The 23,864-nt window shown below is 66.2% G+C and carries 20 protein-coding genes and 1 riboswitch; of the genes, 10 read left to right on the forward strand and 10 right to left on the reverse strand.

The annotated features are described in order from the left end of the window. Positions 1-28: 28 nt before the first annotated feature. Positions 29-670: a dihydrofolate reductase family protein gene (locus NU1_RS00790; RefSeq protein WP_245719886.1), complete on the reverse strand. Its 642-nt coding sequence runs from the start codon at positions 668-670 to the stop codon at positions 29-31. A 337-nt stretch (positions 671-1,007) separates the two neighbouring features. Between NU1_RS00790 and NU1_RS42650 the strand changes: the two genes are divergently transcribed. After that, a complete protein-coding gene (locus NU1_RS42650; RefSeq protein WP_067516277.1) occupies positions 1,008-3,806 on the forward strand; it encodes a lysylphosphatidylglycerol synthase transmembrane domain-containing protein in 2,799 nt (932 codons plus the stop codon). Positions 3,807-3,888: 82 nt separating this feature from the next. On the opposite strand, the gene NU1_RS00800 is transcribed toward NU1_RS42650, so the two are convergent. From NU1_RS00800 to fadD5, 3 genes are all read right to left on the reverse strand, one after another. Beyond that, positions 3,889-4,347, reverse strand: a complete 459-nt coding sequence (locus NU1_RS00800) for a DUF6069 family protein (RefSeq protein WP_067516279.1) — start codon at positions 4,345-4,347, stop codon at positions 3,889-3,891. Positions 4,348-4,460: 113 nt separating this feature from the next. Beyond that, complete coding sequence (locus NU1_RS00805; RefSeq protein ID WP_067516281.1) at positions 4,461-5,078, reverse strand: cysteine hydrolase family protein; 618 nt, start codon at positions 5,076-5,078, stop codon at positions 4,461-4,463. A 177-nt stretch (positions 5,079-5,255) separates the two neighbouring features. After that, positions 5,256-6,827, reverse strand: coding sequence for a fatty-acid--CoA ligase FadD5 (gene fadD5 / locus NU1_RS00810; RefSeq protein ID WP_067516283.1), 1,572 nt, complete (start codon positions 6,825-6,827; stop codon positions 5,256-5,258). A 449-nt stretch (positions 6,828-7,276) separates the two neighbouring features. Here fadD5 and NU1_RS00815 point away from each other — a divergent pair, with 449 nt between their 5' ends. Then, positions 7,277-8,248 carry an NAD(P)H-dependent flavin oxidoreductase gene (locus NU1_RS00815; RefSeq protein WP_067516345.1) on the forward strand — a complete coding sequence of 324 codons (972 nt, stop codon included), beginning with the start codon at positions 7,277-7,279 and terminating at the stop codon, positions 8,246-8,248. Between the two features lie 86 nt (positions 8,249-8,334). On the opposite strand, the gene NU1_RS00820 is transcribed toward NU1_RS00815, so the two are convergent. Continuing rightward, a complete protein-coding gene (locus NU1_RS00820) occupies positions 8,335-9,288 on the reverse strand; it encodes an MBL fold metallo-hydrolase (RefSeq protein ID WP_245719887.1) in 954 nt (317 codons plus the stop codon). Positions 9,289-9,734: 446 nt separating this feature from the next. On the opposite strand from NU1_RS00820, the gene NU1_RS00825 reads away from it, so the two are divergent. Next, positions 9,735-12,884 (forward strand): acyltransferase domain-containing protein, encoded by a 3,150-nt coding sequence (locus tag NU1_RS00825; RefSeq protein WP_170264330.1) that lies wholly within the window; start codon positions 9,735-9,737, stop codon positions 12,882-12,884. 45 nt (positions 12,885-12,929) lie between these two features. On the opposite strand, the gene NU1_RS00830 is transcribed toward NU1_RS00825, so the two are convergent. The 3 genes from NU1_RS00830 to NU1_RS00840 form a co-directional block, all read right to left on the reverse strand. Continuing rightward, positions 12,930-13,325, reverse strand: a complete 396-nt coding sequence (locus tag NU1_RS00830) for an RNA-binding S4 domain-containing protein (RefSeq protein WP_067516287.1) — start codon at positions 13,323-13,325, stop codon at positions 12,930-12,932. 3 nt (positions 13,326-13,328) lie between these two features. Further along, entirely contained in the window at positions 13,329-13,967 is a 639-nt protein-coding gene (locus NU1_RS00835; RefSeq protein ID WP_307642568.1) for a C40 family peptidase, read from the reverse strand. Between the two features lie 49 nt (positions 13,968-14,016). Then, positions 14,017-14,180, reverse strand: a riboswitch (cyclic di-AMP (ydaO/yuaA leader). Between the two features lie 375 nt (positions 14,181-14,555). Continuing rightward, positions 14,556-14,813, reverse strand: a complete 258-nt coding sequence (locus NU1_RS00840) for a hypothetical protein (RefSeq protein ID WP_067516288.1) — start codon at positions 14,811-14,813, stop codon at positions 14,556-14,558. A 199-nt stretch (positions 14,814-15,012) separates the two neighbouring features. Between NU1_RS00840 and NU1_RS00845 the strand changes: the two genes are divergently transcribed. Beyond that, positions 15,013-16,197, forward strand: coding sequence for an ATP-binding protein (locus tag NU1_RS00845; protein ID WP_067516290.1), 1,185 nt, complete (start codon positions 15,013-15,015; stop codon positions 16,195-16,197). Here NU1_RS00845 and NU1_RS00850 read toward each other — a convergent pair. Continuing rightward, the gene (locus NU1_RS00850) at positions 16,154-17,086 is read right to left on the reverse strand and encodes a LysR family transcriptional regulator (protein ID WP_067516293.1); all 933 of its coding nucleotides are present in this window, start codon (positions 17,084-17,086) and stop codon (positions 16,154-16,156) included. The genes NU1_RS00845 and NU1_RS00850 overlap by 44 nt on opposite strands. Positions 17,087-17,155: 69 nt before the next feature. Here NU1_RS00850 and NU1_RS00855 point away from each other — a divergent pair, with 69 nt between their 5' ends. The 6 genes from NU1_RS00855 (at position 17,156) to NU1_RS00880 (ending at position 22,248) form a co-directional block, all read left to right on the forward strand. After that, complete coding sequence (locus tag NU1_RS00855; RefSeq protein ID WP_212762066.1) at positions 17,156-17,656, forward strand: GNAT family N-acetyltransferase; 501 nt, start codon at positions 17,156-17,158, stop codon at positions 17,654-17,656. Between the two features lie 127 nt (positions 17,657-17,783). Beyond that, positions 17,784-19,739, forward strand: a complete 1,956-nt coding sequence (locus NU1_RS00860) for an acyl-CoA dehydrogenase family protein (RefSeq protein ID WP_067516354.1) — start codon at positions 17,784-17,786, stop codon at positions 19,737-19,739. A 449-nt stretch (positions 19,740-20,188) separates the two neighbouring features. Then, positions 20,189-21,163, forward strand: a complete 975-nt coding sequence (locus NU1_RS00865; RefSeq protein ID WP_067516295.1) for an alpha/beta fold hydrolase — start codon at positions 20,189-20,191, stop codon at positions 21,161-21,163. 134 nt (positions 21,164-21,297) lie between these two features. Then, a complete protein-coding gene (locus tag NU1_RS00870; RefSeq protein ID WP_067516356.1) occupies positions 21,298-21,588 on the forward strand; it encodes an Rv0250c family protein in 291 nt (96 codons plus the stop codon). Between the two features lie 88 nt (positions 21,589-21,676). Continuing rightward, positions 21,677-21,937: a YlcI/YnfO family protein gene (locus NU1_RS00875; protein ID WP_157551914.1), complete on the forward strand. Its 261-nt coding sequence runs from the start codon at positions 21,677-21,679 to the stop codon at positions 21,935-21,937. Beyond that, complete coding sequence (locus NU1_RS00880) at positions 21,934-22,248, forward strand: type II toxin-antitoxin system PemK/MazF family toxin (protein WP_067516299.1); 315 nt, start codon at positions 21,934-21,936, stop codon at positions 22,246-22,248. Before NU1_RS00875 ends, NU1_RS00880 begins: the two co-directional genes overlap by 4 nt. Before the next feature lie 21 nt (positions 22,249-22,269). Here NU1_RS00880 and NU1_RS00885 read toward each other — a convergent pair whose 3' ends face one another. After that, positions 22,270-23,550 carry a thiolase family protein gene (locus NU1_RS00885; protein ID WP_245719888.1) on the reverse strand — a complete coding sequence of 427 codons (1,281 nt, stop codon included), beginning with the start codon at positions 23,548-23,550 and terminating at the stop codon, positions 22,270-22,272. Positions 23,551-23,864 lie beyond the last annotated feature (314 nt).

Consider the following 23,864-nt stretch of genomic DNA (forward strand, 5'->3'; position numbering starts at 1 on the left):
GCGACACAGTGCGCTTTCCCGACACGAATCAGTGGAAGCTCGGACGGACGACCGCGGGGGCGGTGACGCGGTAGGTGGTCAGCAGCACACCATTGTCGAGGGCCCTGTTCTCGCTCAGCTCCAGGGTGGCCTCGGCGTCGACCGATTCCCAGAGGCGGTCGCCCTTGCCGAGCAGGACGGGGTAGACGACCAGGCGGTATTCGTCGATGAGTCCATGGGCGTTGAGGAAGTGGACCAGCTTGCCGCTGCCGAAGACCAGCAGGTTCTGCTCGGCCTTCAGTTTGGCGATGGAATCGGCCAGGTCGCCCTCGATGCGGCTGGCATTCCATTCCAATTCGGACTGGGAGCTGGCGACGTGCTTGGGCATGCTGTTCATCTTGTCCTTGTACCAACCCTCTTCCGGATGGGTCGGCCACGCGGAGGCGAATCCCTCGTAGGTGGTGCGGCCGAGCAGCAACGCGTCGACCTGCCGCATCTCATCGCTCTTGTAGTCGGCGATGGCGTCGTTCCAGAACGGGGCGGTCCAGGCCGGATTCTCGATGATTCCGTCCAGCGAAACGAATTCGGCGACAACGATCTTGCCCATGGTTTCCTCACTCTCTCGGTACTTCCGCTTCAGCATGGCCGTGCGGTTTCGAACATGCAGACCGAACCAGCGGGAAATATTCATCGGTGCGCCACGGGATGAATTCAGCCGACGACCAGGGTGCTTTGTTGCGAAGAGTTCGCTGACCAGGGGCAGGAGGGTTCAGCCGAGGACCGGCAGTCCTGGGTCCGGTTCGGCCAGCCACACTCGCATGTGGGCCGGAGGGTTGCCAGGTGATTACGAAGACGGCGAACCAGACACGCCGGGCCGTCCTCGGCGATGGGCTCGTCCCCTCGCGTGGGTGCGACGGGTTACCGTAACCGACGAGTAGGTAATCGGGTCCGCCCGGTAACCGACCGCCCCCAACCGAGCCGACCATGGGACCGAGGCAGTTCCCACGATCCGAAAGCGCCTATAGGACATGCGAGTCGACGGACGGGAAATTCCCGTCGCCGGCAGCCTGCTGCAGCCGCGGGTCCGGCGGACCAGCGACATCTTGCGGGTAGTGCTGTCGGCGCTGCTGGTCGCCGTCGTCATCGCGGGTTCGCTGATCACCCGGCCGCAGTGGGAGGCCCTGGAAAAGTCCCTGTCCGACATCATCGGATTCCTGACGCCGGAGCAGTCCAACGCCGTCTATATCGTCTACGGCCTCGCGATTCTGGCCCTGCCGTTCGCGGTGTTCGTACGACTGATCCTCGGGCGACAATGGAAGCTGCTCGGCGGCTACCTGTCCGCGGGCCTGATCGCGGTGCTGGCGTTCTCCATCACCGGGGGCGGACTCAACGCACCGCGCTGGCATCTGGCAGAACCGGAGCAGGTCAATACCTTCCTCTCGCAATTCCTCGACGATCCGCGCTGGATCGCCATGCTGGCCGCGACGCTGACGGTGGCCAGCCCCTGGCTGCCGCCGCGCGCCCGCCGCTGGTGGTGGACGCTGCTGCTCGCCTTCGTACCGATCCACCTGGTGGTCAGTCTCGTGGTGCCCGCGCGGGCCTTGCTCGGCCTGACGGTCGGCTGGTTCGTGGGTGCGGTGATCGTGCTGCTGGTGGGGACGCCCGCACTCGAGGTGCCGCTCGACGCGGCGGTGCGAGTGCTGGCCCAGCGTGGGTACCGGGTGACCGCCTTCCGCGTACTGCGGCCGGCCGGGCGGGGGCCGCTGACGTTGGCGGCCAGCACGACGCCGGAGCCGGGGTTCGGCGCGGCGGACGTGGTGCCGGGGGCGGAAACCCGCCGTGCCGACAGACCGGGCGATAGCGAAATCCGGGATCCCGGTGGCCCCGCTGAAACCGAGACCCGGGATCCCGACAGCCTCGCCGCGAGCGAAACCCCGCAGGCAGGCAGGTTCGCCGCAAACGAAACCGGTCATTCCGGCGTGGTTTTGACCGGGATCCACACCGCTGAGACTGCTACTGAGGGTGGTGGATTCCGGCCAAAAGCACGCCGGAACGAGGAGAGCGGGACCGGCAGGTATGACGAGGGGGGGTCGCACGGAAATCCTTCCGGACATGGTGCCGCTGCTACCGAGCGTGTCGCGGGCACCACGATCGTCGCGGTGGACCACACCGCCGAGACCGCTACCGCCACAGTCGACTCGACGCCGAACACCCCGCTCGAGGACGAGCTCGTCGTGGAACTCTACGGCGCGAATCAGCGCAGTCGAGGTGCGCTGCAGGCCCTGCGGCGATGGCTCACCATTCGCAGTGGCGAGTATCCGGCGCTCTTCACGTCCATGCGTCGGGCGGTGGAGCATCGCGCGCTCATGGGTATCGCGATCGGCGATCTGGGGCTGGGCAGCAATAAGCCGCTGACGGTGGCGGCGCTGGATCGCGGTTGGATGCTGTACGCGCACACCGTGCCCGCCGGCACCCCGCTCAGCGAAGTCCATCGGGGTCGGCTGGCCGAGGTGTGGCGAGCGCTGGACACCATGCACCAGGCGCAGGTCTCACACGGCGAATTGCGTGCCGACGATATTCGAATCACCGACGGCGGCGTGCTGTTCGGCGGTTTCACGCAATCGGAGTTCGGCGCCTACGACGCGCGGTTCGAATCCGATGTGGCGCAGTTGCTGCTCACCAGCGCGGCCCTGTACGGCGCGGAGACGGCCGTTCGAACCGCCATCGAGGTCCTGGGCAAGCAACGGGTGCTGACGGCCTCCAGGCGACTGACCAAGATCGCTATTCCGGTGCAGGTGCGCGGTTCCGTACCGGGCGTCAAAGAGGTCATGAAGTCCATCCGCGACGAGGTGGTGCGGCAGACCGGGCAGGACCGGATCGAGGCCGCGCAGATCACCCGGTACTCGCGCAATCAGATCATCCAGCTGGTGCTGTTGATCGGCCTGGTGTACGTGGCCTACCCGTATATCAGTGCGGTGCCGACGTTTACGTCGGAGTTGAGCAATGCCAACTGGTGGTGGGCACTGCTCGGACTGGTGGTGTCGGTACTGAAGTACATCGGTGCGGCCATGGCGCTGTGGGCGTGTGCGGGCGCGGCGGTGAACCTGCGCAATCTCATGCTCATGCAGGTGGCCAATACCTTCGCCGCCACCACGACCCCGGCCGGTGTCGGCGGCCTCGCACTGAGTGTGCGGTTCCTGCAGAAGAGCGGATTGGGCGCCGTCCGAGCGACGGCGGCGGTCGCCATGCAGCAGTCGGTGCAGGTCGGCACACACGTCGTGCTGCTGATCTTCTTCAGTGTGGCAGCGGGTATTTCGGCGGATCTATCGCATATGTTCCCCGATGCCACGGTGCTGTATCTGGTCGGCGGCGTGCTGCTGGGCCTGCTCGGGGTCTCCATTTTCCTGCCGACGGTGCGACGGTGGCTGCGCACCGAGGTGCGGCCACAGCTGGCGGAGGTACTCACCCAGCTGAAGGAGTTGGGGCGCAGCCCCCTTCGGCTGGTCATGATTATCGGCGGCTGTGCGGCCACCACCCTGGGTGCGGCATTGGCGCTGTGGACGAGTATCGAAGCCTTCGGCGGCAGTACGACTTTCGTGACGGTCACCGTGGTCACCATGATCGGTGGCACGCTGGCCGCGGCCGCACCGACACCCGGTGGTGTGGGCGCGGTGGAGGCGGCGCTCATCGGCGGTCTGGCCGCCTTCGGGGTGCCCGCCAGTATCGCGGTGCCGTCGGTACTGCTCTACCGCGTACTCACCTGCTGGCTGCCGGTATTCATCGGCTGGCCGATCATGCGGTGGCTCACCAGGAACGACATGATCTGACAGTGCCCTGCCATACCCGACGACGTAGGGCCCGTATCCGAGTGGATACGGGCCCTACGTCGGCTGAGATGTGCACGGCGGGTCACTTCGCGATGAGATTGCGGCGCAGCCCCTCCGTGGCGATCACGAGGGCGGGCACCAGGACGAGGTGCATCACCGAGAGGGCAATGGTGGAGGCGGTGTCGAATTCGGCGGCGACCGTCATGGCGATGGTGGCGACCGTGAGCACCGAACCGGTGATCGCGGCGAGCCGCAGCACACCGACCCAGCGGTAGGACAGCAGGGCGGCCGCGGTCAGGCCGATCAGCAGCGGCACGGCCGACAGGATGATTACGCCACCGGGTGCGACGCTCTGCATTTCGGTGCCGTTGGGGACCTCGAAGGAGCCGCCCGCCGCGGCGCCGATCAGCCATACGACGATATTGGCCGCCACGGCGGCGATAACTGCGCCGAGTACGGCCGTCGGGCGGTTGAGTGCGGGGATACGGTCGCCGATCCCGGCGGTGGCGGTGGCAGTTGTGGCGGTGGCGGTGGTGCTCATTTCGGGCTCCTCATCAAATGCTCTGCGCTTGTTCTGGATTCATCCTCATACCTGAACAATTGTTGAGGTCAAGCCGACGCATAGTGACCCCGCTCACAGGGTGTGGTGCGCAGTCAGTGCCGGGTGACGTGCAGCTGCTCGAAGACCTGACCGGAGGACAGGCAACCGGCGGTGACCAATTCGAGGTTGGCCAGCGAGGTGGCGTGCGATTCGGGGGTCGCGGCGGCGACGCAATCGGCGATCGGGTGGACGAAGAATCCGAAATCCGTTCCGTGCCGGGCGGTTTGCTCGACGGCCATATTGGTGGCGACACCGGTAATGAGCAGGGTGTCGATACCGCGGGCGGTCAACCAGTGCGGCAGGGCACTGCCCGCCAGTGCGGAGAGCTTCTGATTGTCGAAGACCGCGGCCGCCGCGGCCTGCTCCACCATTTCCGGAACAATTTGCGAGCCTGGGGAATCCGGCCGGAACTCGGTCTGCGCCGCCGCAACCGAGCGCATGAACCCGGTATTGCGCACCAGCCCGCCGCCACCGACCGGAATGCTGAATCGGGCGAATACCAACGGTAGTCCGGCCGACAGCATCGCCTCGTGTAGCGCCGTCGCGCGGTCCACCACCCCGCTGATAGCGACCGGCTCGGCGAGCATGGGCCCGAAAAACCCTTCGGGCCGAATGATATTCACCTGCCAGTGCACGGCGAGCACAGCGGTGTGGGCGGGCTCGAGCATCATCAATCAATGGTGCGCCCGCCCCGCCATCTGGGCGAGCCTTTGGCCGGGATCCACACTTGCTGTGCCCCAACAGTTATCGGTGGATTCCGGCCAAAAGCACGCCGGAATGACGAGAGGGCCACGCCGGATCGACGAGAGCGGGTGGCGCGCCGGACAGGAGGTCCGGCGCGCCGATGATCAGGCGTCGGCGAACTGCTTGCGCAGGTCCACCTTCACGACCTTGCCGCTGGCATTGCGCGGCAGCTCCGCCACGATCACCAGATCCTTGGGGTGCTTGTACCGCGCCAGATTCTCATTGAGGAACGGCGTCAGTTCCTCGAGGGTCAGGTCGGTATCGGGCAGCAGCGCCACCACGGCAACGGGTACCTCGCCCCACTTCTCGTGCGGGCGACCGATCACCGCGGCCTCGTGGATCTTGGGATGGGCGAAGAGCACGTTCTCCACCTCGGCACAGTAGATGTTCTCACCGCCGGAGATGATCATGTCCTTCTTGCGGTCCACCACCCAGACGAAACCCTCCGCATCCTGCTTCACCAGGTCGCCGGAGTGGAACCAGCCGCCCGCGAACGCTTCCGCGGTGGCCTCGGGCCGGTTCCAGTAGCCCTGCATGAGAGTCGGTCCGCGATAGACGATTTCGCCGATCTCGCCGGGGGCGACATCATTCATCTCATCGTCGACCACGCGCGCCTGAATGGTCGGGATGGGCTTGCCGACCGAGCCGAGCTTGCTCAGCGCGTCCTTACCCTCGAGCACGCAGGTAATCGGCGACATCTCGGTCTGGCCGAAGACCGCCACACTGAACGAATTCGGGAAGCAGTCGGCCATGGCCCGCAGCACCGTATCGGAGGCCGGAGCCGCGCCCCAGCACAGCGCCTGCAACGCCAGCTTGCGGTCCTTGACGGTCGGCTCCTCGCAGATCATCTGCCACTGCGCGGGCACACAGAACGCGGTGGTCGCCTGTTCGGTCTCCACGGCATCGAGGTATTCGGTGGCATTGAACGCACCGAGGGGATGCAGCACGGTCTTGCCGCCGAGCATGAAGTACGGGGTGAGGCTGCCCAGACCCGCGATGTGGAAGAGCGGGGAGGTGCAGAAGCCGATGGAATCCGGGGTGATCTCCATGGCCCGAATACAGGTCAGCGCCTGGGCGTTCATATTCGCGTGCGAGAGCACCGCGCCCTTCGGACTACCGGTGGTGCCCGAGGTGTACATGATCAGGCAGGGGGTGTCCTCCGAGATATCCAGCGGCGCATGCGGTTCCCCCGCTTCGGCAATGAAGTCGTCGTAGCCGATGACACCCTCGCCGGTCTCACCGTTGATGACCACGCAGGTTTCCAGTGCTGGCGCCTGCGCGACCATGGCGGTGGCCAGCGGCTGGAGCAGGGAGTCCGTGACGATGGCCTTGGCACCCGAATCGCCCACGATAAAGGCGACCTCGGGTGGAGTGAGCCGGAAGTTCACCGGCACCGCGATGGCACCCACCGCATTGATGCCCATCACGGCCTCGATGTACTCGGTGTAGTTCAATGCGAGCAGGAGCACGCGATCGCCGAACCCGACCCCGCGACGGGCGAGCGCGTCGGCGAATTTCTCCGACCGCTCGTGCAGCTGTGACCAGGTGGTGTCCACACCCTTGAAACGGAACGCGACATCGTTCGGACGCATGGCGGCGTGGGTCGCGATCTGATTGACCCAGTGATTGCGCCGCGACCGGATGGGCTCGTCGAGCGGCTGGAAACCAACGGTCATTCTGATTCCTCTCGGGCGTGAGCGGAGGCCCTCCGGGGTTACGCGAGCTGTCACCTCCGGACCTTGACCGCTCACGCCCAGGTGCTCCTCTCGGACCGTCGTCGCTGACCTGCACCGGGTTGGCCCGGCGGCGTCGACGGCTGAACTCAGGCGAGAATAGCAACTAACTTTTTGGCGTGACAAGGGTTACAGAGAAGGTTTCAGGGAAAAATTATCATTCCTTCATTAACCAGTTCAGAGCAGTAAAATTCGATCTCGCCGAGGTCGGCAGCTACCGAAGTTATCCCCAGAAGCGGCGCAAGTGGGTAGCCAGCTGTGCAAACTCCCACTCACATCAAGGTTGAACACCCGGGCGCGTACGTGCGACGATCGACGTCAGTTCGGGCGTGTGCACGACCCGGAGGGTCGCCGCGCCGCGCGGGGCCGCCAGAGGCGAGAAGGAGAGCGCGATGCTGCGTACCAAGTTCACCGAGACTTTCGGGGTCGAACACCCGATCGTGCAGGGCGGCATGATGTGGGTCGGCCGCGCCGAACTCGCCGCCGCGGTATCGGAGGCCGGTGGCCTCGGCATCATCACCGCTCTCACCCAGCCCACGCCGGAAGATCTGCTGAAGGAGATCGAGAAGGCGCGTTCGCTCACCGATAAGCCCTTCGGCGTGAACGTCACCATCCTGCCGTCGATCAATCCGCCGCCGTACCAGGAGTACGTGCAGGCCATCATCGAGTCCGGTGTGAAGATCGTCGAGACCGCGGGGAGCAACCCGGAACCCTTCCTGCCGTATTACAAGGAAGCCGGAATCAAGGTGCTGCACAAGTGCACCAGTGTGCGGCACGCCCTCAAGGCGCAGAAGATCGGCGTCGACGGCGTCAGCATCGACGGTTTCGAATGCGCGGGCCATCCGGGTGAGGACGATGTCCCCGGCCTCATTCTGATTCCGGCCGCCACCCAGGTGCTCGATATTCCGGTGATCGCCTCCGGCGGTCTCGCCGACGCCCGTGGCCTGGTGGCCGCGCTGGCGCTGGGCGCGGACGGCGTGAATATGGGCACCCGCTTCATGTGCACACAGGAGTCGGCCATTCACCAGTCGGTGAAGGAGCAGATTGTCGCTCATACCGAGCGCAATACCCAGCTCATCTTCCGCACCATGAAGAACACCGCGCGCGTGGCCGATAACGAGATCAGCCGCAAGGTGGTCGAAATCGAGAAGGCGGGCGGCAAGTTCGAGGATGTGCGTGACCTCGTCGCCGGAGCGCGTGGTCGCCGGGTGTTCGAAGAGGGCGATCTGGATGCGGGCATCTGGTCGGCCGGTCAGGTACAGGGACTCATCAATGACATTCCCACCTGCGCGGATCTCATCTCGCGCATGGTGACCGAGGCCGAGGCGCTCATCAATTCGCGTCTCGCGGGCATGATCGCCTGATGTTCTGACGGCCGGGTGCCGGAGGATTGAGACGTAGGGCCCTCGGCGAATCCGCCCGGGGCCCTTGTCGTTTCAGCGGACAGGTGTCAGGCGCGTCCGGCGCAGGCCTCGAAGTCGTGGGACGCGATGAGCTCGATGCCGTCCGGGAGCGCGTGTAACCGCTGGATCGTTCGGAAGGCCGCGTCGCGGTCGGTATCGAAGAGCAGGCCCGGCATGGGCGCCTTCTCGCGAATCAGACTGACCTGCAGGTTGTTCCAGACGGCGTCGCCCGCCAGCAGTACGCGGGTGCCGTCGTCCACGGCGAGGAGGACGCCGATACTGCCGGGCGTATGGCCGTTGAGGTCGACCAGGATTACCGAGCCGTCACCGAAGAGGTCGTGGCTGCGCGGGAAGGTCAGTACCGGCGGACCGTCCAGTTCAAGGCTGCCGATCTTGCGGTCGCGCACGGTCTTGCGGACCACGCTCATCGGGGCGCGCGCACCGGACATGGCCCACTCGTATTCGACTGCCGGAAGGCGTAGTTCGACCGATTCGGGAAGATCCAGCAGACCGGACACGTGATCCCAGTGCAGGTGGGTGGCGAGCGTGAAGTCGATGTCGGTACCCGCGAGATCGCGTGCGGCCAGTGCGTCCACAATCCCCGACACCGGTTTATCGGGCGCCACCAGCATCGGCACCGGGAAGGGCAGACCCGGTAGCACGCGTTCATGCACATTCGTACACAGGGCGGGGTCGACCAGGAACCGGGCCTGTGGATGCTCGATCAGGAACGCGCCCATGGCCATCGGCAGCTCGCGCAGGCTCCGCACACCCTCGGCGATGATGGTCTCGGGCGCTGTCATGCGTCCTTGAATCAGCGCGGTGAGCCGCACCGTGGTGCGCGCGGGCGGTGGGTCGACCAGCTCCAGCCCGGCGAGAAATATCCGATCCGGCTGTCGAGGCCGTAGCAGCCGCGCGGGTGTCGCGGCCAGCGCGACGCAGCAGCGGGCGATAGTGCCGAGAGTGGATGGGCGACCGTCGGTGACGGAGTCATGGCTCACCCGCTTCACGCTAGGCGATCGGCCACGGCTGGGAAGGTCCGCGGGTCGAGGGCGACACCCGCGGATCATCCGCACGTCCCCCATGTGGTAACCCGACATTCCTCGTGAAAAGACCAGTCCGACAGGCCAACTCGGCGGCCACCACCGCCGCCGCCAGCAACGGGCGATCGCACCGCACGTCGATACGTGCGCGGATACAGGCGCATCGGCTCCGCGAAACCCTTTCGGGGCAGGGTGGATTCTCGGCATAATCGCGGGGGGTACCTCGGCGGCCGGGACCGCCGGACGCGGGAGGGAATTCCTGTGCGGCAGAGTTCGACGGCATCGGCCGGATCCACCCCGCGCCACCGGCACGCGCGCGGTATCGCCATGCCCACCCCAACCAGAACCGGACCCCCTCGACTCGTGCGCGGCACGTCATGAGCGGAACCGCCCCCAGCCACCCAATGCCCGCCCCGTCCCTTCCGCCGGTAGCTATCGTCGGAATCGGACAGCGCAGACCGACGGGAATCGCAGGGCCCGACCGAGATCGGACGACGACACCGACAAACGGCGCGCTGAGTAGCACTGCACCAGGAGGCGAGGATCGGCGGCTCGATGCACCAATCATCAGTGGCCGGTCAGGCGCAGCACCACCCGTCGGTGGGCGGTCGGGCACAGCACCAACCATCGACGAACGGTCGGACGCAAGGTCAGCGGGCGGCGGCCGGTCGGGCACGGCACCTGCCGATGGCCGCCGCTCGGGCACCGTACCTGCCCATGGTCGCCAGTCGGACGCGCCGTCCGGCAAGAGCGGCAGCTCGAGCAGTGGGCCGAACGAACATGACCGGTCGGGATTCGATGGTTTCGACAGTTGCTGGTTCGGGATGACGGATCAGGAAGCGGCGGAGCTGGACTCGTGGCAGCGGGTCGGTCTCGAGGTGGCGGTGGAGGCACTGGATGACGCCGGTGTGGGGTATTCCGCGCGGGGATCGAATGCGGCCGTGGTGTTCGGGGCATGTGGGTGCGGGGGCGTGATGCCCTGCCGGTACGGGTCGTGTGGGGATGATGCCGCGCGGAATGTGAGCGCGCGGATGGCAGGGGATGGTGCGCGGCGCGCGGCGGTCAATGTCGCGCATCGACTGTCGCGGGTTCTCGAACTGCGCGGGCCCAGCCTGGTTTTGGACAGCGGTGGATCGTCGTCGGTGGTCGCGGTGGATATGGCGGTGCGGTTGCTCGCCGATGGGACGGTGCCGTTCGTTCTCGCGGGTGGGGTGGATCTGGCACTGCGGCCGGGCCTTTCGGACAATCAACGGGGGCTCGTCGCGGCTGGCGCCGAACCTGGCACCTGCACGGTGGTGGTGCTGCGACGGACAACCGACGCCCGGCTCGCAGGCAGTCGGATCTACGCGGAGATCGCCGGCACCACTGGATTCCACAGCGCCGGAACACATATTCCGCTTCGCGAGGATCGGACCGCCGCACTCAACGACCAGGTGGCTCGGCTGGATCGCGGTGACGAACCACCGGTATTGATCCCGATCGGTGGCCGGGACGTCAGGGAGGTCCACGACACCGCGATGCGGTGGGCCGCGAGTATCGGTACCTGCCGTTCGCTGCGTGAATTCGCGGCGGCCGCCGGACGATTGCTCCCGAGCGATACTCGTGCGGCGATTCTGGCCCGCGATCGCGATGACGCCGCGGTACAGCTGCGGGAACTCGCCAGACGGGTGGCCGCCACGAACCAGCCGGTCTCCGCCGCCGAACGTCGGTCCGGTGCGAACGATACCGCCGTGCCGGGCCGCGCCGTCACCGCCGACGTGTTCGGTCCCACGGGCGGGGCACCCGCCGCCGAGCGCGGTGCTGAATCGCTGCCTGGCAGTGGTGGGCTGCTGTTCTTGTTCTCCGGGGCGAGTGAGCCGTATCCGGGGATGGCGCGCAGTTTGGCGGCCCGGTATCCGGTTTTCGCGCGGGGGCTGATGGATGCCACGGATGCGATTGTCGCGGCGGACGGTCCACGGGTGTGGACGCCGCGGTTCGGGTTCGGGAGCGGTGGTGCCGGCGGACATGGCCGGGCGGGCGGGAATGGTGGTGCTGGCGGGGAGTACGGCGACAGAGGCGAATTCGCGCAGGCGGCGACCTTCGCCTACCAGGTGGCCATGGCGGGACTACTGCGCTGGTGGGGTGTGCGCCCCGACGCGGTGGCCGGATATGGTTCGGGTGAGGTCGCGGCGGCCGCTGTGAGCGGGGCGTTGTCGGTCACCGATGCGGCACGGGTCGTGGTGGCGCGCAGTCGAATACTGTCCCGGCTGGGCGATATGGATGTGTCGGCCGTGCTGGAGGCGACCGCGGTAGAAGCCATGCGTCTGGTGGAGCCGATGCGCGCCGCCGTCGCGGTGGCCGCAATCGACAGTCCGCGCTCGGTCACCATTTCCGGCGAGCCGCGCTATATCGACGCGCTGGTGCGCCGCGCGCACCGGCGGACGATCTTCGCCCAGCGCACCCTCACCAATGGTTCCTGGCACCCGGCCATGCCCGGTCCACGCGCCCGCGACCTGGCACCTGAATTGGTCGCACGCCTGCGCGAGATCACACCGAATCACCCCGGGGCGACCATCTATTCGACCACCCGGAACGGCGCGGCAATCCGCGGTGCGGAGATGGATGCCGAATACTGGGGCGAGAACATTGCCGGCCCGGTGAATCTCGCCGCCGCCCTGGATCAGGCTGCCACCCATGGGGTTTCGTCGATACTGGAGCTCGCGCCACAGTCCTCGCTGCACACCGTTGTCCGCGAACACCTCGCCTTCCGCGACTCCACCTATACCGTGGCAACCCGCAGCGACGAAGCTCCCGCCCTCATGCGCGCGCTGGCGCACCTGCACCTCGAGGGCCGCGCCATCGACTGGATAGCGCTCGGCCCGTTCACCGCGTCTCCGCCGAAACGGAGTTGGCGACGAGAGGCCGCCACCGCTCCGATGCGGCAGCATGAGCAGGAGAAGCCATCGGGGCCAGCGGGTCCGAGCACCAATGACGGTCAAACACTGCGGAATTCACCTCAAACGGTCGCGGCGCTGGACGAGCAATCGGCCTCGGAGGCACCGCCGATTCCGGTGCGCGAGCTGTTCCCGGTCATGGATATCGTCCCGGAGCGCACCTATGTGGTCACCGGCGGACTCGGCGCGGCCGGGGTGGCGGCGGTGTGCTGGTTGCTCGAGGCCGGTGCGTACGATGTGGTGCTGCTGACTCCCGCCCCGCGAGCGCTGCCACCGGCGTTGCACGGGATGGAGGACCGGATCGTCCTGGTGCGCTGCGATATCGCCGATCGCGAGGATCTGGCACAGGTGCTGCACGATTTGCGGGAGTGCGGGCCGCCGATATGCGGAGTGGTGCATGCGGAGTCGGCCGCCGACGGCGTCATCGATCGGTATGGAATACCTGCCGTCGAACTGGCGGCCAATGTTCTCGAACTCACCGCAGCCGACGCCACCGACTTCACCGTGCTGGTCGCGACCGATTCCAGGGACGCCACGGCGCTGGACAAATTGGCTGGGGCGCACGGGTATCGGCAGGTTGTGCGGGTGGATTGGGATGATGGGACCCATCGTCGGCGATGACCGGGCACTTCGGTCACGAAACGCGCGGTACTTCTGACCACCCGCTCAGTCCTCGGTACGCCCCAATAGCCGATCCGTTTCGCGGCGTTCACGTTTGGTGGGGCGGCCGGTCCCGCGGTCGCGGCGCGGAAGGGTGGCGACGATGAGGGGGTCGGGCGGCGGCGGGCTGCGGTCGATCAGACACTGGGCGGCAACCGGCGGGCCGACCCGTTTGGTGATTACGCGCTCGACAATGACGATGCGCTCCAGACCGGCTACCCGAACCCGGATTTCGTCGCCTGGCTTGACCTGGTGGGCGGGCTTTACCTGTGTGCCGTTGACGCGCACATGCCCGGCGCGACAGGCTGTCGCGGCCGCGGAGCGGGTTTTGAACAGGCGAACGGCCCAGATCCACGCGTCAACGCGGGCCTGGGCCGATTCACTCGCTGGAGCAGGAGCCACGCACTACACGATACGGCGTGCGGTGACGATCTGGTCGGAGCGGAGGTTGGTGTAGGAGACCGGGGTGCCGGACTGGACCGCATTGAGCAGCTTGCCGTCACCGGCGTAGATGCCGACGTGGCCGCCGCCGTTGGTAATGACGATATCGCCGGGGGCGAGGTTCTCGAAGGCGACCGGAGCGCCCACGTGGGACTGCTCGAAGCTGGTGCGCGGCAACTCGACACCGGCCTGCTTGTAGGCCCACTGCACGAGGCCGGAGCAGTCGAAGTTGTACGGGCCGGACGCGCCCCACGAGTACTGGGCGCCGACCTTGGTCTTGGCGGCTTCCAGCGCGATATTGGCGGGAGCGTTGTCCTGCTGCATGAAGCCGGGCATTTCGAACTGCGGCACACCGATGCCGGGGAGCTGAGCTCCGCCGCCGACACCCAGGCCGCCACCGAACTGGTTGGACTCGGGGTTGGTGACGCCCTTGGTAAAGGCCTGCACCTGCGAATTGACTGCTGAGGCATCCTGATCCGACAGCGGAGTGTCGAAAGTGCCGATGCCGGGGATCTCGATCGGCGCGGCATTGGCGCTGATCGCCGGGAACGTACCCGTGACAACCGCACCCATAATGAGGGCGCCCTTCACGGAATTCGGCAACCGAGATTCCTGTTGCAAGCTGTGCTTACCCACTGAGCCGCATCTCCGATCTTCCTTGCTCTGACCACCGACCGAGTTAGCTGACGGGTTCGGGCCGGCAAGATCGGCCCTACCCCATCGACCCTGTGGCCGACGAGGATTCACCCCATGAACTCTGGGTCCCCGGCTCGACATCGGTAACTGACCCGATAGTCGATTAGGCGGTAACGTCGCGGGCCGCCTCTCCGATGAAGCGACAGACTCCGCTAAGTCACGAGAAGATTACGGCCAGGCCGCTGTGTTGTCCACCCCACAGCAGGGTGTGTCGCGGCGAGTCGCGAAATGTCCCGCTGAGCGGACGATTCGCGCACTTCGCGCCCGATCACAACCTGGTCTCGACGGACGTACCCCCGTTATCGGAACGAAAACCTGGTGACCAGGCATCAAGGTCACAAACCAGCACGTCCGGCGGCATCCGATGCGCGGCAAACCATCCCGATCCGGGCCCCCGCGGTCGGCATCGACGGAATATAACGACGCATTTGCGCCGCGGCCACCCGCGGTCACGAAATCTCACCCGCGCACCTTCGTCTCGAGCACCCGGTCGACTCAGTTGCCCGGATCGACGCTCCGCTCCAACTGCTCGATCCGCCGCCGCGCATCGGCCAACTCGACCTCGAGCTTGCCCAACGCCATCACCAATGGCCCCACCGCCAGATCGGCGACCAACTGCGGATCGTCGAAGCCACGCTGGATGGCCACCAGAATGTTCTTGCGGATGCGCGTCGCCACGACCGCCTCGTCCGGCACGTTCCAGGATCCGACCACCTCCGCGACGGTGGGCACGGGCACGGCTTCTTCCGACATGAACCCTCCTGCGCTGGATCGTCCGAATCAGACACAAGAGTAGAGAGCAGTGCTCGGCTACGGCGCGGTCTGAACTTCCCGTTCGCGCGGCCGCTTCGACCTGTTCCCGAATCCGGCTGGTATGCCGGTAAATAGCTGTCTCTACGGCCTTTCGTAGACACCCCGATATTTCCCCGATTTCCCGCTACGGTTGGGCGGCATGGATCCCGTACGCAACCCGTACGCCCCCGGGGCGGGTCAACGACCGCCCGAACTCGCGGGCCGAGACCGGCAACTCGCCGCCTTCGATGTGGTGCTCGAACGGGTGGCGCGGGGGCGGCCGGAACGCAGTGTCATGTTGACCGGATTGCGTGGGGTCGGGAAGACCGTCCTGCTGAATCAGCTTCGCTCCGCGGCTCGTTCGCGCGGGTGGGGTACCGGCAAGTTGGAGGCGCGGCCGGATCAGGAATTGCGGCGGCCACTGTCGTCGGCGCTGCATATGGCGGTGCGGTCCATTGCGGTATCGCATCGCAATCCGGAGCAGGTGGACGACTTCCTCGGCATTCTCAAGGCTTTCGCGCTGCGCTCCACCGCGGATAAGGGTATGCGGGAGCGCTGGAATCCGGGTATCGATGTGCCCGCGGTGACCGGTCGCGCCGATTCCGGCGATATCGAGATCGATCTGGTGGAGCTGCTGCTGGAGGCGGCGCAGCTGGCGCGCGACTGCGGTGTCGGGATCGCCCTGTTCATTGATGAATTGCAGGATCTGGGGCCCGCCGACATTTCGGCCATGTGCGGCGCGTGCCACGAATTGAGCCAGGACGCAGCGCCTTTGATCGTGGTGGGGGCCGGACTACCGCATTTGCCCGCGGTGCTGTCGGCGTCCAAATCCTATTCCGAGCGACTGTTCTCCTACCACCGCATAGACCGCCTCGATCGCGACTCCGCCGACCAGGCTCTCATTGCTCCCGCCGAGCGGGAGGATGTCAAATACGCCGAGGCCGCCCTGGACGCGCTCTACCAAAAGGCGGACGGCTACCCATATTTCGTGCAGGCGTACGGCAAGGCCACCTGGGATGTCGCCGCCCAGAGCCCCGTCACCGCCGAGGATGTGGCCGTGGCCGCCCCGGCCGCCGAGGAGGAACTGGCCGTGGGCTTCTTCGGTTCTCGCTATGAGCGCGCGACTCCGGCGGAGCGGGAGTACATGCGCGCTATGGCGGAGCTGGCGGGCGACGAGGGACCGGTCCCCACGGCATCGGTCGCGAAACATTTGGAGCGCAAGCCCGCATCCCTGTCCCCCGCCAGAGACGGCCTGATCAAGAAGGGCCTCATCTACTCGGCCGAACGCGGAACCATCGGATTCACGGTGCCGCATTTCGGCCGGTATCTGCGCGGGGTTCAGTAGCACCGGCTCTCGGCAGCAGGGCGAGGAAATTGCGGATGATCGGTCGGTCATCGTCGATCCGGTTGGCAACGTAAACGGTTGTCTCGGCGTCGGTCTCGGTGAGCGGCAGGATGCGTACGGACGCGGGTGCGGTGAAGGTCGCGCTGCGCGGCGCGATGGTGACACCGAGGCCCTCGGCCACCAGGTAGAGAATGGTGGTCCAGGTATTGCCCTCCTGCACGATCCGCGGACTGCGCCCGGCGCGCAGCAGCGGAGCGAGATTCTTGTCGTGCGCGAGTCCGCCTGCGGCCCTGGGGAAGAAGACCAGGGGGTTGTCGGCGAGTTCGGCTCCGGTGATGGTGGCGTGATCGGCGTCGGGGTGGTCGGCGGGGAGTACCGCCACGAAGGGTTCGGTAATCAGGGGTTCGATATGGATCCCGGGTAATTCGTCGGGGTCTCGCACAATGGCCGTATCCAGCCCACCATGGCTGAGCTGCTCCATCATTCGGGAGGAGTAGCCCTCCACCAGTTCCACCCGGACCAGCGGGTAGCGCTCGCGGAACCGCCGCACGCCGCGCAGTGGTTCCAGGGGCAGCACCGAGGGGACGAAGCCGAGGTGCAACCGCCCCTGGCTGCCCTGGCCGATGCGGGTGACCTCCTCGAGGTCGCGGGCGGCGTGGCCGAGAATCGTGCTGGCGCGTTCGCGCAGCACCGTACCGGCCTCGGTGAGCGCGACACTGCGGGAGGTGCGGTCGAACAGTCGTGATCCGAGCAGGGTTTCGAGTCGCTGAATCTGCTGGGTGAGGGCGGGTTGGGCGATATGCAGGCGGGCGGCGGCCCGGCCGAAGTGCAATTCCTCGGCGACGGCGAGAAAGTACCGCAGGTGCCGCAACTCCACCCCACTATCCATAAGTTGAGCGTATCAATCGCAGCTATCAAGTATTGGACGTTATGGTTCTGCTCCGGCCATGCTGGTCCGGTGCCTCAGCAAACGCAATCCATCGACTCCATCGTCATCGAACCGATGACCACCGCCGCGCACGCGCGAGCCTTCAAGGAGCTCAACGAGGAGTGGATCCGCGCCATCTTCACCCTCGAACCCGCCGACTCCGTACTGCTCGACAATCCGGAGCGCGAGATCATCGCCAAGGGCGGGCAGGTACTGATCGCCCGCGACGGTCATGAGTTCATCGGTTGCGGCGCGGTAGTTCCCGAGGGGCACGGGGTCTACGAGATCTCGAAAATGGCTGTGTCGCCGCGCTATCGCGGTCGCGGCATCGGCCGCCTCGTACTGGCGGCGGCCATCGACCATGCCCGCACCCTGGGCGCGACATCCCTGATCTTGGCCAGCAGTACGAAATTGACCAATGCCGTGCACCTGTACGAGTCGGTGGGATTCGTCCATGTGCCGCCGGAGGAGCTGCCACCGAGCCCCTACGACCGGGCGGATGTGTACATGAAATACGACTTGACCAATTAGCTACGAAATTGCCGCTTATTCAAGATCATTGCACAATAACGCATTTCAGACCGGCAACAGATCTACCGGTGGGTAACAAACGCTCCTACACTCGAATGTGATTCCGATCACGGTCGAGGAGGACATCATGGCGACTACCGCCAAAGTCGACGCCACCGAGGAACAAGCCCGACAACTCGTCGAAGAATCCCGCGAAACCACCTGGGCCAAGCCCTCGTTCGCGAAGGAGATGTTTCTCGGCCGCTTCCGGCTTGACCTGATCCACCCGTTCCCCCGGCCCAGCGTCGAGGACACGGCGAAAATGGACGCGTATCTGACACGACTGCGCGCCTTCTGCGAAACCATCGACGGCAACCGAATCGAGGCCGAGGGCCGCATACCCGACGAATATGTCCGGGGGCTGGCGGAGCTCGGCTGCTTCGGCCTGAAGATCCCCGAATCCCACGGCGGGCAGGGTCTCACGCAGGTCGGGTACAACAGGGCGCTCATGCTGGTCGGCTCCGCGCATCCCAGCCTCGGCGTACTGCTGTCGGCGCATCAGTCCATCGGCGTGCCGGAACCGTTGAAGCTCGCGGGTACACCCGAGCAGAAGCGAGAGTTCTTGCCGCGCTGCGCCGCCGGGGCCGTGAGCGCCTTCCTGCTCACCGAACCCGATGTCGGTTCCGATCCGGCGCGGATGGCCTCCACCGCCGTCCCGACACCCGACGGCGAAGCCTACGAGGTCAATGGCGTGAAGCTGTGGACCACCAATGGCGTGGTCGCCGAACTGCTGGTGGTCATGGCGCGGGTGCCCAGGAGCGCGGGCCATCGCGGCGGGATCTCGGCCTTCATCGTGGAGGCCGACAGCCCGGGAATCACCGTGGAGCGGCGCAATTCGTTCATGGGTCTGCGCGGAATCGAGAACGGTGTCACCCGACTGCACAATGTGCGGGTACCCAAGGAGAATCTGGTCGGGCGGGAGGGCGATGGGTTGAAGATCGCGCTCACCACCCTGAACGCGGGCCGACTCGCCATTCCGGCCATGTGTACGGCGGCGGCCAAGTGGGCGTTGAAGATCGGTCGCGAATGGTCCGGCACCCGCGTGCAGTGGGGGCGGCCGGTCGGTGAGCACGCGGCGGTCGGGGCCAAACTGTCCTTCATCGCCGCGACGACTTTCGCGCTGGAGGCGGTACTGGATCTCTCCGCCACCATGTGCGACGAGGACCGCAATGACATTCGGATAGAGGCGGCGCTGGCGAAACTGTGGGCGTCGGAGATGAGCTGCACCATTGCCGATGAACTGGTGCAGATTCGCGGCGGTCGCGGATACGAGACCGCGGCGTCGCTACGGGCGCGCGGTGAACGTGCGGTCGGCGCGGAGCAATTGGTGCGCGATCTGCGCATCAACCGCATCTTCGAAGGCTCCAGCGAGATCATGCGACTGCTCGTCGCCCGGGAGATGGCCGATGCGCATATGTCGGCGGCCGGAGCGCTGGTCGATCGCAATGCCGAGATGAAGGCGAAGGCGAAGGCCGCGGTCGGTGCGAGTGGGTTCTATGCCAAGTGGTTCCCGCAGCTGACGGTGGGCGCGGGCACCGTACCCGCTACCTTCGGCGAATTCGGTCCGCTGGCGAGGCATATGCGCTACGTGGAGCGGATGGCCCGCAAGCAGGCGCGCGCGCTCATGTACGGCATGGCGCGCTGGCAGGCGAAACTCGAATACAAGCAGGGGTTCCTGGGTCGGATTGTCGATATCGGGGCGGAACTGTTCGCCATGTCGGCGGCCTGTGTGCGGGCGCAGTCGGAGGTGCTGAAGGGCGGACCGGAGGGCGAGGCCGCACAGGAACTGGCCGATGTCTTCTGCCGCCAGTCCCGGCTGCGGATTCAGCGCCTGTTCGACGCGCTGTGGGACAACACCGATGACGCCGATACCGATATCACCCGCGGGCTGCTCGACGGGCGCTATCGCTGGCTGGAGGACGGCGCGCTGGATCCCAGTGAGGGCACCGGGCCGTGGATCTCCGAATGGCAGCTGGGGCCGTCGACAGAGCAGAACCTGCTGCGGCCGTTCCTGCCCTCCACCAGGGCTTCCGCGGCCAAGTAGAGACTCCGGACGCCGAACCGGAAAGGGCCTGAGCGCTCGCGTTCAGGCCAATCTGCCCCTATCTAGCTCTGACCCTAGATAGGGGCAGATTTTTGTCGTAACCGAGGGGGTCACAAGAATCTCAGCCTATCTAGCGATTCTCCTAGATTTATCTAGATTAGGCGAGATTCGCCGCTCGTGGTCGTTCGCAGACAACTGATTTCGTAAGGATCGGGGTAACTCGCCGGGTACGCCCAGAATTGGATTGGCTCCCAACCGGCGGCACGCGTGCGAAACGGTCGACGGCTCTCGGGTCCGCGCTGAAGTCTCGGGGAGGCGGGGGAGTTCGCGTCGTATCGATCATGTGCGTCAGTTGGACAACTTGTGCATAACGCCTGGTGTAGGTAGTTAACGCGGCGGCTATATCTATCGACAACCGGGCAAAAGGCGAACTCTCCCAAGGAGCCGTCATGTCCTTTCTCCCTCGCCCCGCCGCCGACTACGACGGCCACCACACCACGGTTTCCGCCGACGATGGCACCCCCATCGCGGTCCGCGAGTTCGGCGCGGCCGACGCACCGGTCACCATCGTGTTCGTCCACGGCCACTGCCTGCGTACCGAATCCTGGGTATTGCTGCGCGAACATCTGATGCGATATTGGGGCGACGAGAACCACCTGGTCTTCTATGACCATCGGGGACACGGGGATTCGGGCGTGGCCCATCCGCGCACCTACACCATCGACCAGCTGGCGCATGATCTCGATGCCGTCCTGCGCACCATCGCACCCGTGGGACCCATTGTGCTGGTCGGACATTCGATGGGCGCCATGGTGATGCTCGCCTACGCGCGGCTGTTCCCCGAGACCATCGGAACCCGCATTGTCGGTGTCGGCCTCATCGCCGGTGCCGCCAACGGTGTCACCCGGGTCGGGCTGGGCCGTTTCCTGAGCGGACCCGCGGTCACCTCGCTCCAGGTCGCCGTGCGCCGCGCCCCCCGCGTCATGCAGGCGTCGAAACACCTGAGCCGCCGCATTTTCGAGCCCATGATGCGCGATGCCGCACTCGGCACCCGCAAGGTCAGCCCGCGGGTGCTGGCGGTAGCCACCACCATCCTCAACGAGACCCCACTGCTGACCATGTCCAGCTTCCTGGATTCGCTCATTCGCTTCGACGAAACCGCCACGCTGCATCGCCTCGGCGCAATCCCCACCTTGGTACTGGCGGGCTCCGCCGACATCGTGGTCCCGTTCGCGCACTCGGTCGTGCTGGCCTCCCAGCTCGAGAATGCCGAACTGGTCCGGCTCGACGGCGCGGGACACAGCGTGATTCTGGAGCGCGCCGAGGAGGTCGCGGCGGCCATTGTCGGCCTGGTCGGCCGGTCGGCGGCGGCGGTGCACGGGCGTGGTCCGGAATTCGGGCCGGAGTACGCGGTCGCGGGGTGAAACGGGGGCGACGCTCCCGGAGCATCTCCCGCTGAGCTGCCCTTTTCCCTCCGCGACGAGCCAGATCGCCAACCTTGCCGTACTGTGTTGTAGATCACGATGTGTGGTCTGTCACACGGCTCGAGGAGGTTTCGATGACACGCAGCGAAATTGCGGAACTCAGCTACGCGGTCGGCCAGCTCCGGCAGTGCGTCAACGCTCTGCGTTCCCACTACGGGGACGCCGGCTCGGTGCGTCGCCTGGAGAACGACCTCGAACGCCTCGCCATCGATGCCGACGAGTTCGAGCAGGCCCCACCCCCGGAGGTCGCCACCCGGGGCGGGCGCGAGGTTATCTACGTCCCGGACTCCAAGTCCGACGAGGCCGCCTGGATGGGCGCGCAGGACGAGGGCCTCGGCTTCCACTCCCGCCCCCGCACCACGTAGCGCCGGATTTCCTTTACGCGTCCGCCGCGGCGGACGCGTAAAGCACATTCGCTATACAGGCGTAAAGCTCGGCCGTATCGTGGGGTACATGACGAAGCCCGTGAACATGCGCCTGCCCGACGATCTCGTCGACGCGGCCAAGCAGATCGCGCAGCGTGAGGGCATTACGGTCACCGCCTTCGTCACCAGGGCGATCGAAGCCGAGCTGCTACGCCAGGAGTTCACGGATCACGCAGCCATGGTGACAGCGGCCGAGTCCAACGATGCCGGTCGCCTCGCAGAGAAGTCGGTCGCCATTCGCAAGGGCCTCGCCCACTGGAAGCGGACACGTTCCAGCGGGGCCGCGTGAGACAGGGCGATATCTATATCTCCGACCCCTCCCCACTGACCGATGAGCGCGAGTTGTACCTGATCGTGTCCAGCGACGCGTACAACGACGCGGGTGGCCCGACGGTGGTAGTCGTCGAGATCGAAACCGGAACCCGATATCGCGCAACACCTTTCGGTACTGCTGTTGAGACGCCATTCGGCGTAGCCCTCGCCGACCGGCTGCTCTGGTTACCACGCACCCATGTGGGTGAACGGTTCGACGGCTTGGACCCGGATCTGACTCGCCGTGTCGTCGATGCGAGTTGCCGGGTGCTGCGGGGCGCACGCTGAGACATACCGCACCACCCCATCTCAGGCGCGATGGCGGCCGGAGCGGCGGGTGCGCGCGCCGTGGAAGCGCGCTCCCCTGGGAGTTGGTGCCACCGGACGGCCGTTCGCGGATTCGAAGACCGCGGCCAGGGATTGCGAGGGGCCGGAAGAGGTGACAGCGAGGCCGCGACCGCCTTCACGGCGGGTCAGTTCGTGCAGCAGGGTGGTGACCATGCGCAGGGCCGCCGCACCGCCCGGGTCGCCCAGGGCTATCGCGCCTCCGTGCACATTGAGGCGATCACCTTCCGGATCCCAGTCACCCCACCAGCGGTGCAGCGCCAGGACTTCCACGGCGTCGGTTTCGTCCACCTCCACCAGATCCAGGTCGTGAATGTCGAGTTCAGTGCGGGCCAGTACTTTCGCGGCCGCCGCGGTGGAGGTGGGTTGTGCGCCATCGGGTTCGGCGGCATCGGCGGTGGCCCAGCCGACCAGGTAGCCCATGGATTCGAGCCCGAGGTCGGCCAATCGTTCCTCGGCTACCACGAGGCAGGCGGAGGCGGCGAAGGTGCGCGAGCTGCTATTGGCGGCGGTGATCACGCCGCCGGGAAGTAGCGGCACGAGGGTGGCGAAGGCGCGTGGTGAGACATCGTCACGCAAGCCCTCGTCCCGGTCCACCAACTGCACTACGCCCGAATTCATATCGTCGGGGTCCGCGCAAACCACCACGGGCGCTACCTCGGCTCCGAAAACACCCTGTCGGCGCGCGCGGGCCGCGCGGCGATGACTGACCGCCGCGAACTCATCGGCTTCCGCCCGGGTGATCTCGTGCCGTACCGCAAGATCTTCGATGCGCTCGAGCGCCGCACGCACCGGCCCGGGAGAACGCACCGCCGCGGCGGCACCGGCCCCGGCCAGGCGTAGACCGCTGGGACACTGCGCCCCGAGGTCCGCATTGTCCGATCTAGGCGATTCCGCTGTGCCCCAGGGATATTCGGCACCAATCGCGACCACCACGTCGGCCTGACCGGTCTGCACCATCATGGCGGCGGTGATCAGGGCACGCATACCGCTGCCGGGGCCGCTGTCGACGGGGAATTCACCGACGGCGGGCAGCAATCCGGCAATCTCGGCGGCGGCGCGCGCGGTGTGCGGGGTCGGGACTGCGGTGACCAGGTGTTCAATCCGGTGCGGGTCGATGCCGGAGCGGCCGATGACGGCGGTTAGGGCCGTGGCCAGTAGACGGTGGGGCGCTACCGCCGCCAATGCGCCTTCGGGTAAGCCGACCGGTGTGCGCATCGGCATGACGATCGCGGCTCTCCTCATATCCCCGCTCCTCCCCCTGCCTGCTCGAAGCAGTGGAATGTCGATCTCGAGGAAAGGGCATCACAGAAGTGTTGCTGCCGTGTGACGACGGGAGTGCCGAATACCGGGGAGCACATCTCGTTTCCGACCGGCGTCCAATGAATCGCACTGAGCTCGAGCCATGTTCGTGAGGGTTGCGGTCTGTTCACCACCGCGACCAACCCGGGATCGATCTTGGAAATGTGGCGCAAATCACGGGTCAGGGGGCGGGTCTTTATTCACTGGACCACGCTCGAGTGATAGCGCTCCTGTCGTAAGGTGCTGGGCATCACATC

This window comes from Nocardia uniformis NBRC 13702, assembly GCF_001613345.1.
GTDB lineage: Bacteria > Actinomycetota > Actinomycetes > Mycobacteriales > Mycobacteriaceae > Nocardia > Nocardia uniformis.

Excerpts from the sequence above, each read along its gene's own strand:
- NU1_RS00790 (WP_245719886.1), bottom strand. The coding sequence starts at position 670 with ATGAATATTTCCCGCTGGTTCGGTCTGCATGTTCGAAACCGCACGGCC.
- NU1_RS42650 (WP_067516277.1), top strand. The coding sequence starts at position 1,008 with ATGCGAGTCGACGGACGGGAAATTCCCGTCGCCGGCAGCCTGCTGCAG.
- NU1_RS00800 (WP_067516279.1), bottom strand. The coding sequence starts at position 4,347 with ATGAGCACCACCGCCACCGCCACAACTGCCACCGCCACCGCCGGGATC.
- NU1_RS00805 (WP_067516281.1), bottom strand. The coding sequence starts at position 5,078 with ATGATGCTCGAGCCCGCCCACACCGCTGTGCTCGCCGTGCACTGGCAG.
- fadD5 (WP_067516283.1), bottom strand. The coding sequence starts at position 6,827 with ATGACCGTTGGTTTCCAGCCGCTCGACGAGCCCATCCGGTCGCGGCGC.
- NU1_RS00815 (WP_067516345.1), top strand. The coding sequence starts at position 7,277 with ATGCTGCGTACCAAGTTCACCGAGACTTTCGGGGTCGAACACCCGATC.
- NU1_RS00825 (WP_170264330.1), top strand. The coding sequence starts at position 9,735 with ATGCCCGCCCCGTCCCTTCCGCCGGTAGCTATCGTCGGAATCGGACAG.
- NU1_RS00840 (WP_067516288.1), bottom strand. The coding sequence starts at position 14,813 with ATGTCGGAAGAAGCCGTGCCCGTGCCCACCGTCGCGGAGGTGGTCGGA.
- NU1_RS00845 (WP_067516290.1), top strand. The coding sequence starts at position 15,013 with ATGGATCCCGTACGCAACCCGTACGCCCCCGGGGCGGGTCAACGACCG.
- NU1_RS00850 (WP_067516293.1), bottom strand. The coding sequence starts at position 17,086 with ATGGATAGTGGGGTGGAGTTGCGGCACCTGCGGTACTTTCTCGCCGTC.
- NU1_RS00860 (WP_067516354.1), top strand. The coding sequence starts at position 17,784 with ATGGCGACTACCGCCAAAGTCGACGCCACCGAGGAACAAGCCCGACAA.
- NU1_RS00865 (WP_067516295.1), top strand. The coding sequence starts at position 20,189 with ATGTCCTTTCTCCCTCGCCCCGCCGCCGACTACGACGGCCACCACACC.
- NU1_RS00870 (WP_067516356.1), top strand. The coding sequence starts at position 21,298 with ATGACACGCAGCGAAATTGCGGAACTCAGCTACGCGGTCGGCCAGCTC.
- NU1_RS00875 (WP_157551914.1), top strand. The coding sequence starts at position 21,677 with ATGACGAAGCCCGTGAACATGCGCCTGCCCGACGATCTCGTCGACGCG.
- NU1_RS00885 (WP_245719888.1), bottom strand. The coding sequence starts at position 23,550 with ATGAGGAGAGCCGCGATCGTCATGCCGATGCGCACACCGGTCGGCTTA.